Genomic DNA, 12,345 nt, shown 5'->3' with positions numbered 1-12,345 from the left:
CATGAGCACCAGCACCTCCTCCCTGCTGGACCTGGCCGACCCCACCGACGTCGACGCCCTGCGCGAGGCCCTCGCCTCCCAGGACCCGCAGCGCCTCCTCACCCCGCTGGGCCTGCGCCGCCTCGTGGTGGCCGCCGACGCGTCGCAGCACGTGGTCCCCGAGCTCACGGACCTGCTCGCCGCCCGTGGCGCGCAGCTCGCCGGCGCCCGCCTGGTGCTCCTCGTGGACGACGTCGCCATCGCCCGCGCCGGCCGCGACCTCAAGGACGACGTCGAGGCCGCCCTGCGGGCAGCGGTCAGCGCGGGCGGCGGGGCGGTGACCCGCTACGTGGTGCGTGACGAGCACGGCGAGCACGCCGTGGGCCCGCTGCACGCCGACGAGACCGCGCTGAGCGCCGCTGCGCGGGCGGTGGCCGGCGCCGACGCCGTCGTCTCCGTGGGCGGCGGCACCATCACCGACATCGGCAAGGTGGCCACCTCCCGCACCGGGAACCCGCCCCTGGTGGTCGTGCAGACCGCCGCCTCGGTGGACGGCTTCACCGACGACGTCTCCGTGGTGCTGGCCTCGGGCGTCAAGAAGACCATCCCCTCGCGCTGGCCCGATGTGGTGCTCGGTGACCTCGAGGCCATCGCGGGCGCACCGCCGCAGATGGCGGCCGCCGGCTACGGCGAGCTGCTGTCGATGTTCACCGCCCCCGCCGACTGGTACCTGGCGGCGCTGACCGGTCTCGACGAGACCTTCCACCGCGCGCCCGTCGACCTGCTCGCCGTGGTGGGACGCGGCCTGGCCGACTGGTCGCCGGGCGTGGTCCGCGGCGAGCCGGAGGCCTTCGAGGCCCTCACCCGCGCCCTCGACGTGCGCGGCATCGCCACGGGCGTCTCCGGCGGCACCGCGGTGCTGTCCGGCGTGGAGCACCTCGTCTCCCACGTCCTGGACATGCACCACGGCGCGAAGGGGCAGCCCATCGGGCTGCACGGCGCGCAGGTGGGCGTGGCCTCCGTGGTCGCTGCCGCCGCGTGGGAGCTGCTCTTCGACCGGCTCGCCGGGGGCGGTGCCGCGCAGGCGGCGCAGCGCATCGCCAGCGGTGCCGGCATCGACCCCGACGGCGCGCTGCAGCGATGCCGGGACGCCTTCGGGCACCTCGACGCCGACGGCGCGCTGGCCGCCGAGTGCGGCCGCCGGTACGAGCTGAAGCTGGCCGAGCTGGCCGTGCGCCGCCAGCGCCTGGCCGCCGTGCTGGAGCGCTGGGACGAGCACGCCGCCGTCCTGAGGTCCCTGGTGCGGCCCTCGGCGGAGCTGCGCGACGGCCTGCGCGCCGCGGGCGTGACCGCCACCTTCTCCGACCTCGTGCCGTCGGTGGACGCCGACCTCGCCCGCTGGGCGGTGGCCAGCTGCCACCTCATGCGAGAGCGCCTCGTCGTCGTCGACCTCCTCGACGCGCTCGGCTGGTGGACGCCCGTCGAGGTGGCGCACTGCCTGGCCGCCCTCGAGCCGCAGGGAGCCGTGCTGTGATCCGCGACCTCGTCATCGGCGTCGACTGCTCCACGACGGCCACCAAGGCCGTGGTGTGGGACGCCACCGGCCGCTCGCGCGCCGTCGGGCGCGCGGCGTTCGCCACCTCCACGCCGCACCCGGGCTGGGGGGAGCAGAACCCCGAGGACTGGTGGAGCACGTTCTGCGAGGCGGTGCGCCGCGCGGTGCAGGCCGTCGACGGGCGCCGGGTGGGCGCCATCGCCATCACCCACCAGCGCGAGAGCTTCGCGTGCACCACCTCCGACGGGCGCCCGCTGCGACCGGCGATGCTGTGGCTGGACACGCGGGCGACCGCCGAGGTCGCCGAGTTCGGCACGCGCGACGTGCACGAGCGCACCGGCAAGCCGCCGAACCCCACGCCCGCCTGGTACAAGCTGCTGTGGCTGGCGCGCCACGAGTCGTCCACGCTGCGGCGCACGGAGAAGGTCGTCGACGTGGGGGCGTACCTCACCCACCGGCTCACCGGTCGCTGGGTCACGTCGTGGGCCAGCGCCGACCCGCTCGGCGTGGTGGACCTGCGCAGCTTCGACTACGACGACGAGCTGCTCGCCGCCGCCCAGCTCACGCGGGGGCACCTGCCCGAGCTCGCGGCGCCGGGGTCGGTGGTGGGCGAGGTCACCGGCGCCGTGGCCGACGCCCTCGGCCTGCCGCACGGGCTGCCGGTGGTGGCCGGTGCCGGTGACGGGCAGGCCGCGGGGCTGGGCCTGGGCGTCACCGCGCCCGGGGAGAGCTACCTCAACCTCGGCTCGGGGATCATCTCCGGCTTCGCGAGCGACACCTACCGGTGGGCCGACGCGTTCCGCACCATGGCGGGCGGCGTGCCCGGCACGTACGCCCTGGAGACCTTCATCGGGGGCGGCACCCACAACATCAGCTGGTTCGTGGAGCGCTTCGCCGGGGTGGACACCCGCGCCCTGGGCCTCGACCTCACCGCCGAGCAGGTGCTCGAGACGGCTGCGGCGCAGCTGCCCCCGGGAGCCGAGGGCCTGCTGACGCTGCCGTACTGGACCGGCGCGCTCACCCCCTACTGGGACCACCACGCCCGCGGCACGATCGTGGGGCTGACCGGCCGCCACGGGAAGAGCCACGTGTACCGCTCGCTGCTGGAGGGCCTGGCCCTGGAGCAGCGGCTGCTGACCGACGGCGCCGAGGCCGCGCTGGGGGAGCCGGTGCAGCGCGTGGTCGTCACCGGCGGCGGCGCCCGGAGCGCCGTGTGGTGCCAGATCGTGGCCGACGTGCTGCGCCGACCGCTGCACGTGGCCCGCGAGCCCGAGAGCACCTGCCTGGGTGCGGGTGTGCTCGCCGCGGCGGCCCTCGGGCTGCACGGCTCCGTCGCGGAGGCGTCCGCGCAGATGAGCGGCACCGGCCGGGTCTACCACCCGGGCGAGGAGCACGCCGCCGTCTACGACCGCCTCTTCGGCGTCTACGAGCGGCTCTACCCGCAGCTGCGCGACGTGTTCTGCGACCTGCAGTCGGCCCTGGAGCCGCCCTCCACCAGCGAGGGCCCCGCATCCGACGCCGACCGCGTGACCGTCGGAGCCTCCCGGTGAGCGCGACGACGACCGCGCCTCCGGCGGACCTCGAGGCCCTGCTGCGCCGACCGGACGACGCGTACGACGGCTGCGTCTTCGACCTCGACGGCACCCTGTACCTCGGTGACGCGCTGCTGCCCGGCGCCGCGGAGCTCGTGGCGGAGCTGCGCGAGCGGGGCTCGAAGACGGTGTTCCTCTCGAACAACCCCACCCGCGACCCGGTGATGTACGCCGAGAAGCTCACCCGCCTGGGCATCCCCACTGGCGTGGAGGAGGTGCTCAACCCGCTGGTGACGACGGCGGCCTGGCTGGCGGCGAACGCCCCGGGCGCCGGGGTCTACGTCATCGGCGAGGAGCCGCTGCGCCGCTACCTGGCAGCCTCCGGCGTGAGGCTGGTGGAGGCGGCGGAGGAGACCGACGTCGTCGTCGCCAGCTACGACCGCGGCTTCGACTACGCGAAGCTGCAGACGGCCTTCGACGCCCTGTGGTTCCACCGCCGCGCGCGTCTGATCACCACCAACCCGGACAGGTTCTGCCCCATGCCCGGCGGGCGCGGGGAGCCCGACGCCGCGGCGGTGGTGGCCGCCATCGAGGCGTGCACCGGCGCCCGCTGCGAGGCGAACCTGGGCAAGCCCGCCGCCTCGATGCTCGAGGCGGTGCGCGACCTGCTCGGCCTGCCGCTGGAGCGGTGCGTCATGGTGGGGGACCGGCTGTCCACCGACATCGCCATGGCTCAGGCCGCGGGCATGGACTCCGCGCTGGTGCTCACCGGCGAGAACACCCTGGCCGACGTCGCCGCCCTGCCGTCCGAGCAGCGCCCCACGTGGGTGCTGCGCGGTGCGCACGAGCTGCTCCCCGCACCGCTCTCCGAGGGCACCGCTGGAGCGGGCCGTGGCCGTTGAGGCGCTGCCCTCCCGCCCTGACCGGCCACGCCCTACCCAGCACAGGGCGGACGCCGCGCAGCTGCGGCTCGTCACCCTGGTGGCGCGGATGTACCACGTGCGCGGCGTGCGCCAGCGCGACATCGCCACCCGCCTGGGGCTGTCACAGCCCCGCGTCTCGCGGCTGCTGAGCGCCGCCGAGGAGCTCGGCGTGGTGAGGACCGTCGTGGTGCCGCCGCCCGGTCTGCACCCCGAGGTCGAGGACGCCGTCGAGGAGCGCTGGTCGGTGCCCGAGGTGCACGTGGTGGAGACCAGCGGGGCGGGTGACGTCGCGCTGGAGCTCGGTGCGGCGGCCGCGGTGCACTTCAGCGACGCCTGGCCGGCGGGTGCCGTCGTGGGGTTCACGTCGTGGAGCACGACGCTGCAGGCGATGGCCGACGCGCTGGCGCCCCAGCGGCGCAGCGGGGTGGGCCGGGTGGTGGAGCTGCTCGGCGACATCGGGTCGCCGCTGCTGCAGCACGAGGCCGCCCGCGGCACGCTGCGCCTGGCGCAGGCGCTGGGGGCGGAGGCCGTGTTCCTGCGCACGCCCGGTGTGGCCGGCAGCCGCGAGCTCCGGGACGCGGCGGCGGGCAACGCGCACGTCGCCTCGGCCCTCGGGCTGCTCGGTGCTCTGGACGTCGCCTTCGTGGGCGTCGGGCCGGCGGACTTCCACGGCCCGATGCAGGAGGGCGACAACTCCTTCTCCGCCCAGCAGCTGGCGGCCGCGCGCGACGCGGGTGCGGTGGCGCAGCTGGTCCAGCGCTTCGTCGACGCCGACGGGCGGCCCGTGGCCACGCCCCTGGACGACCTCGTGGTGGGGGTGCGCCTGGAGCAGCTGCGGCGCGCCGGCCGGCGGGTCGTGGTGGCCGGGGGGCGCAGCAAGCACGCCGCCGTGCGCGCCTGCCTGGCCGGAGGGTGGGTCGACACCCTCGTCACCGACGCGGCGACCGCGGAGCACCTGCTCACCTGAGGGGTCGTGACACGGCCACCAGGTCGGGCCCGCAAGGCCTTGTGGGGCGAGTGCGCCCATGCCTAGAATCAACATGCAGCGTCTGAATGAACATTCAGACCAGATCCAGGAGGAACCCCAGTGGACCTGGCAGCCATGGACCGAGCGACGGCGCTCGAGGCGCAGCGACGGATGCTGCGCATCCGCCGCTTCGACGAGCGCGCGTCCAAGATGGTGAAGCGCGGGCAGATCCCCGGCACGGTGCACACGAGCATCGGCCAGGAGGCCCAGGTGGTCGGCGCCACGATGGCGCTCGGCGACGACGACTACATGACCGGCAACCACCGCAGCCACGGCCACCCGATCGGCAAGGGCTCGCCGTTGGGCCCGCTCATGGCCGAGCTGGTGGGCAAGGGCACCGGCGTGTGCGGCGGCAAGGGCGGGTCGCTGCACCTGGCCGACTTCAACGTCGGCAGCCTGGGGGAGTCCGGCATCGTCGGCTCCTCCATCCCGATCGCCACCGGTGCCGCGCTGTCGAGCAAGGTGCTCGGCAACGGCCGCGTCTCCCTGGCCTTCTTCGGCGACGGCGCCGCCAACCAGGGCTGCCTCTACGAGGCGATGAACATGGCCGGCGTGTGGGACCTGCCGGTGGTCTTCCTCTGCGAGAACAACCAGTACGCGCTGTCCACCCCGGCGCACACCGTCACCTCCGGCGTCATCGCCGAGCGCGCCGCCGGGTTCGGCATCCCCGGCGTCCGCGTCGAGGACGGGCAGGACGTCCTCGCCGTCTTCGAGGCCGTCAGCGCCGCCGTCGAGCGCGCCCGCCGCGGCGAGGGCCCCTCGCTGGTCGAGGTGGTCACCTACCGCTTCAACGAGCACTCCGAGGGCCTGCGCCTCGGCGTCGACTACCGCGACGCCGCCGAGAAGGCCAGCTGGCTCGAGAAGGACCCGATCGTCCTGTTCCGCAAGCACCTCGTGGCCGAGGGCGTGGCGACCGACGACGAGCTCGACGCCCTCGAGCGCGAGGTGGACGCCGAGGTCGAGGACGCCTTCGAGTTCTCCCAGACCAGCCCGTTCCCCGACCCGTCGGTGGCCTTCGCCGACCTGTACACCGAGCCCTTCGGGCCCACCCACCTGTCCCGCGACGGCGTGCAGTCCGCCGAGCAGGCCCACGCCGAGATCGGAGTCTGACCGTGGCCAAGACCACCATGAGCTTCCTGGGCGCCATCGGTGCCGCCCAGAAGGAGGCGATGGACGCCGACGAGCGCGTCGTCATCATCGGCGAGGACGTCGAGGCGAACGTCTACGGCACCACCGGTGCCGGCAAGTCGCGCAAGGACAAGGGCGACTTCCTCCAGATGTACGGCCGCAACCGCATCCGCAACACCCCGATCTCCGAGGAGGTCATCGTGGGTGCCGCCGCGGGCGCGGCGATGACGGGCCTGCGGCCGATCGTCGACCTGAGCTACTCGAGCTTCCTCTACATGGCCATGGACCAGTTCGTGAACCAGGTGGCCAAGAACCGCTACATGTTCGGCGGACAGGCGTCGATGCCGGTGGTGTTCCGCTCGGCGATGTTCTACGGGCTCAACACCGGCGCCCACCACAGCGACCGCCCGTACCCGATGTTCATGAACGTGCCCGGCCTGAAGATCGTCGTCCCGGCGTCCCCGTCCGACGCCAAGGGCCTGCTGCGCACCGCCATCGACTCCGACGACCCGGTGCTGACCTTCGAGGCCTGCCAGCTGTGGGGCCTCAAGGAGGAGGTCGAGGAGGACGAGTACCGCATCCCCTTCGGCGTCGCCCGCACCGTGCGCGAGGGCACCGACGTCACCGTCGTCGCCATCGCCACCGCCGTCCCGGAAGCCGTGAAGGCCGCCGACGCGCTGGCCGCCGAAGGCGTCTCGGTGGAGGTCATCGACCCCCGCACCCTCGTGCCGCTGGACTCCCGCGCCGTGCTCGAGTCGGTGGCGAAGACCGGCCGGCTCGTCGTGGCCGACCCGGCGCACAAGACCTGCGGCGCCGCCGCCGAGATCTCCGCGATCGTCGCGGAGGAGGCCTTCGACGCCCTGAAGGCGCCGATCGCCCGCGTCGTCACCCCCGACACGCAGATCCCCTTCAGCCCCGCGCTGGAGAAGCAGCTGTACCCGGCGCGCGACTCCATCGCCGCTGCGGTGCGCCGCGTCGCGGGGGCCCGCCCCCGCGAGCTCGCCCTCAGCTGACCCGGGCTGAGACCGACCACCCCGTTCTTCGAAGAGGAAGAGAGAGTCACATGGCACGCGTCGAGGTCCTCCTGCCCCAGTGGGGCATGGGCATGTCCGAGGGCACCATCACCACCTGGCTGAAGTCCGTCGGCGACGCCGTCACCGAGGACGAGGCGCTGGCGGAGGTGGAGGCGGAGAAGGTCGAGGAGACCCTCGAGGCCCCCGCCACGGGGACGCTCGTCGAGCTCCTGGTGCCCGAGGGCGAGACCGTCGAGGTCCGCACCCCGGTCGCCGTCATCGAGACCGCCTGAGCCCGGAGGGGGACTGACGTGAGCAGCTCGTCGATCGCGCCGGTGACCGGGACGTCCGTCGAGGGCGACCCGCTGGCCCTGCCGTTCGACCTCGTCGTCGTCGGCGCCGGGGTCAACGGGGTGGGCATCGCCCGCGACGCCGCCCTGCGCGGCCTGCGGGTGGCGCTGCTGGAGCAGGACGACATCTGCTCCGGCGTCTCCGCCTGGTCCGGGCGCCTGGTGCACGGCGGGCTGCGCTACCTGGAGCACTACGACTTCGCCCTCGTGCGCGAGTCGCTGCGCGAGCGGGAGACCCTGTTCCGCCTCGCGCCCCACCTGGTGAAGCCGGTCCGGCTGATCATGCCGTTCTACGCGCACAACCGGCGGCCGGGCTGGCTGATCCGGGTGGGCATGGCCCTGTACGACGTGCTCAGCTTCGACAAGAAGTCGCAGAGCCACGAGGTGCTGGGGCTGGAGAAGCTCCAGCGGCGGTTCACGGGCATCGGTCGCGACGGGCTCTCCGGCGCGGCGGTGTTCACCGACGGCCAGGTCGAGTACGCCGAGCGGCTCTGCGTGGAGCTGGCCGTGGCCGCCGCCGGTGACGGCGCGGTCATCCGCACCGGCGCCCGCGTCGACGGGGTGCTCACCGAGCACGGCCGGGTGCGGGGCGTCACCTTCCGCGACACGGCCACCGGCGAGCAGCGCCAGGTGCTCGCACCGGTCGTCCTCAACGTGGCGGGCCCCTGGATCGACAGGGTGTTCGCGCAGCAGGCCGGTGTGTGGGAGGGCCAGCCGCGCCTCAACGGCGGCACCAAGGGCAGCCACCTCGTGGTCGACCCGTTCCCCGGCGCCCCCACCGACGTCGTCTACTACGAGTCCCGCAAGGACGGCCGCCTCGTGCTGGTCATCCCGTGGATGGGCAGGTACCTGCTCGGCACCACCGACATCCGCTTCGACGAGGAGCCGGGCTCGGCGCGCTGCGACGCCGACGAGATGCAGTACATCCTCGACGAGGTCAACTCTCTCGTCCCCGAGGCCGGCCTCACCGTCGACGACGTGCTCTACACCTACTCCGGCGTGCGGCCCCTGCCGTACGCGCCGGGGGTGTCGGAGTCGAAGGTGCCGCGCAGCCACGTGCTGCACGACCACGGCGACGGCCTCCAGGGCCTCATCACCGTGGTGGGCGGCAAGCTCACCACCTACCGCCAGCTCGCCGAGGACGCCGTCGACGACGTCCTGCGCCGCCTCGGACGCCCGTCCGTCCCGTGCGTGACGCGCAAGCTGCCGTTCCCCGGCGCCACCACCGACGAGGGCGCGGTCCGCGCCGCGCTGCGCGGCGCCGGCCTGGGCGCGAGGAGCGTCGACCGGCTGCTCGCCGTGTACGGGCGCCGCGCGCTCGACGTCGTGGCGTCGGCCGGTGACGACGCCGAGCTGCTCGCCGTCGTCGACGCCCCCAGCGGCGCCATCGGCGCCGAGCTCGTGTTCGCGGTGCGCCACGAGTTCGCCCGCGGCCTGGCCGACGTCATGGCCCGGCGGACGCTGCTCGCCTTCGAGCCCGACCACGCCCTGCCCTCGCTGGACCGCATCGCGGTCCTGCTCGGGGACCGGCTCGGCTGGGACGAGCAGCGCCGCAAGGAGGAGGTCGAGGACTACCGCACCTGGCTCGACCACCTCGCCATCCCCGCCTGACGCCCCTCGGCGCAGCAGACCAGCGACGAAGGAGTCGTGACCGTGTCCTCACCGACGGCCAGCGGGCCCTACGTGATGGCCCTCGACGAGGGATCCACCAGCGCCCGTGCGGTGCTGGTGGACCCCGCCGGGCGCATCGCCGCCGAGGCGCGCAGCCCCGTGGTGCCCAAGCGCCCCCGGCGCGGCTGGGTCGAGCTCGACCCGGCCGCCCTGTGGGCGGCGCAGCGCTCGGCCATCGGCCGCGCGATGGCCCAGGTGGGCGCCCACCCCTCCGACGTCGCCGCCGTGGGCATCACCACCCACCGCGAGAGCGTCTTCATGTGGGACCGCGCCACCGGCACCCCGGTGCACGACGGGATCATGTGGATGAGCCACCAGACCGACGACGTCGTCGCCCGGTGGCGCGCGGCCGGGCTGGACGCGGAGTCGCGGGCGCGCACCGGCGTCCCGGTCGACTCCTTCTTCTCCGCGGCGAAGATCGCCTGGCTGCTGGAGGAGGTGCCGGGCGTGCGGGAGCGCGCCGAGGCCGGAGAGCTGGCCGTCGGCACCGTCGACACGTGGCTGCTGTGGAACCTCACCGGCGGCCGCTCCCACCTCACCGACCACGGCGAGGCCAGCCGCACGGGCCTGTTCAACCTGCGCGACCTCGAGTGGGACGTTCACCTGCTCGACGCCTACGGCATCCCGCGCGAGCTGCTCCCGGCCGCCGTCGCCTCCGACGCCGGTTTCGGCGAGGTGGAGCCGGGCGTGCTCGGCGGCCTCGTCGGCGACCCGTCGTTGAGGTCGACGCCCGCCTCTGCTCGACACACCATCCCCGTCACGGCCGTCCTCGCCGACCAGCAGGCGGGCATGTTCGGCCAGGCCTGCTTCACCCCCGGCAGCGCCAAGAACACCTACGGCACCGCCAGCGTGCTCACCGTCAACAGCGGTGGGGACGTGCTGGCCGTGGAGGGCATGACCTCCTCCGCGGCGTGGACCGTGGGCGGGCAGACCACCTACGAGTCCGAGGGCGTCGTCTTCCACAGCGGCCAGACCCTGCAGTGGCTGCGCGACGACCTGCAGGTGCTGCGTGCCGGCGACGACATCGAGGCCGTCGCCCGTGCCGCCGGCGACGACCACGGCATCTACCTCGTGCCCGGCTTCACCGGCCTGTGCGCCCCCCACTGGGAGCACGGCGCCCGCGGCGCCGTGGTCGGCCTGACGCTCGAGACCCGCCCGGAGCACCTCGTGCGCGCCGGCGTCGAGTCGATGGCGTACCAGACCCGCGACGTCGTCGAGGGCTACCGGAAGGCCGGCATCGACCTGCCAGAGCTGCGTGTCGACGGCGGGGCCGCCGGCAACGACCTGCTCTGCCAGTTCCAGGCCGACGTCATCGGCATCCCCGTGGTCCGCCCCGACGAGCTCGAGCGGACCGCCCTCGGGGTCGCCTACCTCGCCGGCGCCGGCGTCGGCTGGTGGAAGACCCCCGACGACGTCGAGGCCAGCTGGGCCGTCGAGACCACCTTCGAGCCGCAGATGAGCGCCGAGCGCCGCGAGGAGCTCTGCGCCGGCTGGGACGACGCCGTGGCCGGCGTCGTCGACGCGGCTGCCCGCCGCGCCTCCCGCACCCCCGCCTGACCCTCCCCACCCCTCCCTCTTCTTCGACCCACCCACCGACCAGGAGCACCGATGCACCAGGCAGACCCCCGCAAGCTGGTCCAGGACGCGCAGGCCGGCGGCTACGCCGTCGGGGCGTTCAACATGCACTCCGACGAGACCGCCCAGGCCCTCGTGCGCGCCGCCGAGATCGCCGAGGCGCCCGTGTTCCTGCAGGTCGGTCGCGCGATCGTGCCGCACATGGGCCTCAAGGCCGCCTACGAGCTGACCCGCCGCGCCGCCGAGGAGTCCGACGCCGAGGTGGTCATCCACCTCGACCACGGCCCCTGGGACGAGGTGTTCGAGGCCATCAAGCTGGGCTTCACCTCGATCATGTACGACGGCGCCCACCTGCCGCTGGACGAGAACATCCGCACCACCAAGCAGGTCGTGCAGGTCGCCCACTCCTTCGGCATCCCCGTCGAGGCCGAGCTCGGCACCATCCCCGACGCCGGCGAGGACGTCGACTGGTCGGCGTACTACACCAAGGTCGACGAGGCGCAGCGCTTCGTCGAGGAGACCGGCGTCGACTGGCTGGCCGTGTCCGCCGGCATCGTCCACGGCGTGGTGCCCGACCTGCCGCCGCAGCCGCTCGACCTGCAGCGCGTGGAGCAGATCCGCGAGGCCACCGGCCTGCCGCTCGTGCTGCACGGCATGTCCGGTGTGGCCCCCGACGACGTGCAGGGCGCCATCAAGGCCGGCGTGCACAAGTTCAACGCCGACACCGACCTGCGCCACGCCTTCCGCGCCGGGCTGGAGTCGGTCTTCGCCCAGGGCGACCGCCAGCTCGAGGAGGCCCTCGGCGAGGGCCGCGCGCGGATGATCGACGCGACCGTCGAGAAGATGCGCGAGTACGGCGTCGCCGGCCGCGCGTCCTCCGCCACCGCCGGGAGCGCCCGATGACCGCGCAGGCGACGGAGGTGCTGGAGGGCCAGCAGACCACCAAGCTCAAGGGCATCCGGCGCACCGCAGCCAAGCGCATGGTCGCCGCGTGGGAGGCGCCCGTCTTCCACCTCGGCGTCAGCGCCGACATGACCGCCGCCCTGGACGGCAGCCGCCGCCCGAAGGGCACCACCGTCACCGACGTGCTCCTCGCCGCGTGCGCCGGAGCGCTGAAGGCCCACCCGGGGATGAACGCGCACTTCGGCGTGGTCGACGGCGCCGAGGCGGTGACGACCTTCGACGCCGTCAACCTGGGCCTGGCCGTCGCCACCGACGCCGGACTGGTCGTCCCCGTCATCCACGGCGCGCAGGACCTCGACCTCGAGGGCATCGCCGCCGGCCGCAGGGGAGTCGTCGGCAAGGCCCGCGAGGGCAAGCTCGCCATGGCCGACGTCACCGGTGGCACCTTCACCGTCTCGAACCTGGGGATGCTCGGCATCGACAGGTTCGACGCGATCCTCAACGTGCCGCAGGTCGCGATCCTCGCCGTGGGCAGCACCAGCCACCGGCAGGTCTGGAACGACGGCGACCCGCAGTGGCGCCCCCTGGCCGACCTGACCCTGACCTGCGACCACCGCGCCATCGACGGCGCCACCGGCGCGCAGTTCCTCTCCGACCTCAAGCGGAGGCTGGAGGCCGGTGGGGTGTCA

Annotated in this window: 11 protein-coding genes; all 11 read left to right on the top strand. The window is 74.0% G+C overall.

What is annotated here, in order from left to right; genetic code table 11:
- Nucleotide 1: 1 nt before the first annotated feature.
- A complete protein-coding gene (locus FMM08_RS23455; RefSeq protein ID WP_147927774.1) occupies nucleotides 2-1,513 on the top strand; it encodes an iron-containing alcohol dehydrogenase in 1,512 nt (503 codons plus the stop codon).
- On the top strand, nucleotides 1,510-3,084 hold the full coding sequence (locus FMM08_RS17990) for a xylulokinase (RefSeq protein WP_222710923.1): 1,575 nt from the start codon (nucleotides 1,510-1,512) through the stop codon (nucleotides 3,082-3,084). Before FMM08_RS23455 ends, FMM08_RS17990 begins: the two co-directional genes overlap by 4 nt.
- A complete protein-coding gene (locus FMM08_RS17985) occupies nucleotides 3,081-3,968 on the top strand; it encodes an HAD-IIA family hydrolase (RefSeq protein ID WP_222710922.1) in 888 nt (295 codons plus the stop codon). The genes FMM08_RS17990 and FMM08_RS17985 overlap by 4 nt, the downstream gene beginning before the upstream one ends.
- Entirely contained in the window at nucleotides 3,958-4,956 is a 999-nt protein-coding gene (locus FMM08_RS17980) for a sugar-binding transcriptional regulator (RefSeq protein ID WP_147927772.1), read from the top strand. The genes FMM08_RS17985 and FMM08_RS17980 overlap by 11 nt, the downstream gene beginning before the upstream one ends.
- Before the next feature lie 171 nt (nucleotides 4,957-5,127).
- Complete coding sequence (locus FMM08_RS17975) at nucleotides 5,128-6,126, top strand: thiamine pyrophosphate-dependent dehydrogenase E1 component subunit alpha (RefSeq protein WP_147927917.1); 999 nt, start codon at nucleotides 5,128-5,130, stop codon at nucleotides 6,124-6,126.
- Between the two features lie 17 nt (nucleotides 6,127-6,143).
- Nucleotides 6,144-7,157 carry an alpha-ketoacid dehydrogenase subunit beta gene (locus FMM08_RS17970; RefSeq protein ID WP_147927916.1) on the top strand — a complete coding sequence of 338 codons (1,014 nt, stop codon included), beginning with the start codon at nucleotides 6,144-6,146 and terminating at the stop codon, nucleotides 7,155-7,157.
- A gap of 50 nt (nucleotides 7,158-7,207) precedes the next feature.
- Nucleotides 7,208-7,450 carry a lipoyl domain-containing protein gene (locus FMM08_RS17965; protein WP_147927771.1) on the top strand — a complete coding sequence of 81 codons (243 nt, stop codon included), beginning with the start codon at nucleotides 7,208-7,210 and terminating at the stop codon, nucleotides 7,448-7,450.
- A gap of 18 nt (nucleotides 7,451-7,468) precedes the next feature.
- Nucleotides 7,469-9,118 (top strand): glycerol-3-phosphate dehydrogenase/oxidase, encoded by a 1,650-nt coding sequence (locus FMM08_RS17960; RefSeq protein ID WP_222710919.1) that lies wholly within the window; start codon nucleotides 7,469-7,471, stop codon nucleotides 9,116-9,118.
- A 42-nt stretch (nucleotides 9,119-9,160) separates the two neighbouring features.
- On the top strand, nucleotides 9,161-10,735 hold the full coding sequence (locus FMM08_RS17955; protein WP_147927770.1) for an FGGY family carbohydrate kinase: 1,575 nt from the start codon (nucleotides 9,161-9,163) through the stop codon (nucleotides 10,733-10,735).
- A gap of 51 nt (nucleotides 10,736-10,786) precedes the next feature.
- Nucleotides 10,787-11,656 carry a class II fructose-bisphosphate aldolase gene (locus tag FMM08_RS17950; protein WP_147927769.1) on the top strand — a complete coding sequence of 290 codons (870 nt, stop codon included), beginning with the start codon at nucleotides 10,787-10,789 and terminating at the stop codon, nucleotides 11,654-11,656.
- On the top strand, nucleotides 11,653-12,345 hold a 693-nt coding region (locus FMM08_RS17945; protein ID WP_147927768.1), incomplete at its 3' end, for a 2-oxo acid dehydrogenase subunit E2. The genes FMM08_RS17950 and FMM08_RS17945, both read left to right, overlap by 4 nt.

It is taken from the genome of Quadrisphaera setariae (assembly GCF_008041935.1).
GTDB classification, from domain to species: domain Bacteria; phylum Actinomycetota; class Actinomycetes; order Actinomycetales; family Quadrisphaeraceae; genus Quadrisphaera; species Quadrisphaera setariae.
Note: the sequence above shows the minus strand (reverse complement) of the source record. Positions and strands in the feature narration are given on the sequence as shown.

Bases quoted from the DNA above. Each gene is read 5' to 3' on its own strand.
- FMM08_RS23455 (WP_147927774.1), top strand. From the start codon at position 2: ATGAGCACCAGCACCTCCTCCCTGCTGGACCTGGCCGACCCCACCGAC.
- FMM08_RS17975 (WP_147927917.1), top strand. From the start codon at position 5,128: ATGCTGCGCATCCGCCGCTTCGACGAGCGCGCGTCCAAGATGGTGAAG.
- FMM08_RS17970 (WP_147927916.1), top strand. From the start codon at position 6,144: ATGAGCTTCCTGGGCGCCATCGGTGCCGCCCAGAAGGAGGCGATGGAC.
- FMM08_RS17965 (WP_147927771.1), top strand. From the start codon at position 7,208: ATGGCACGCGTCGAGGTCCTCCTGCCCCAGTGGGGCATGGGCATGTCC.
- FMM08_RS17950 (WP_147927769.1), top strand. From the start codon at position 10,787: ATGCACCAGGCAGACCCCCGCAAGCTGGTCCAGGACGCGCAGGCCGGC.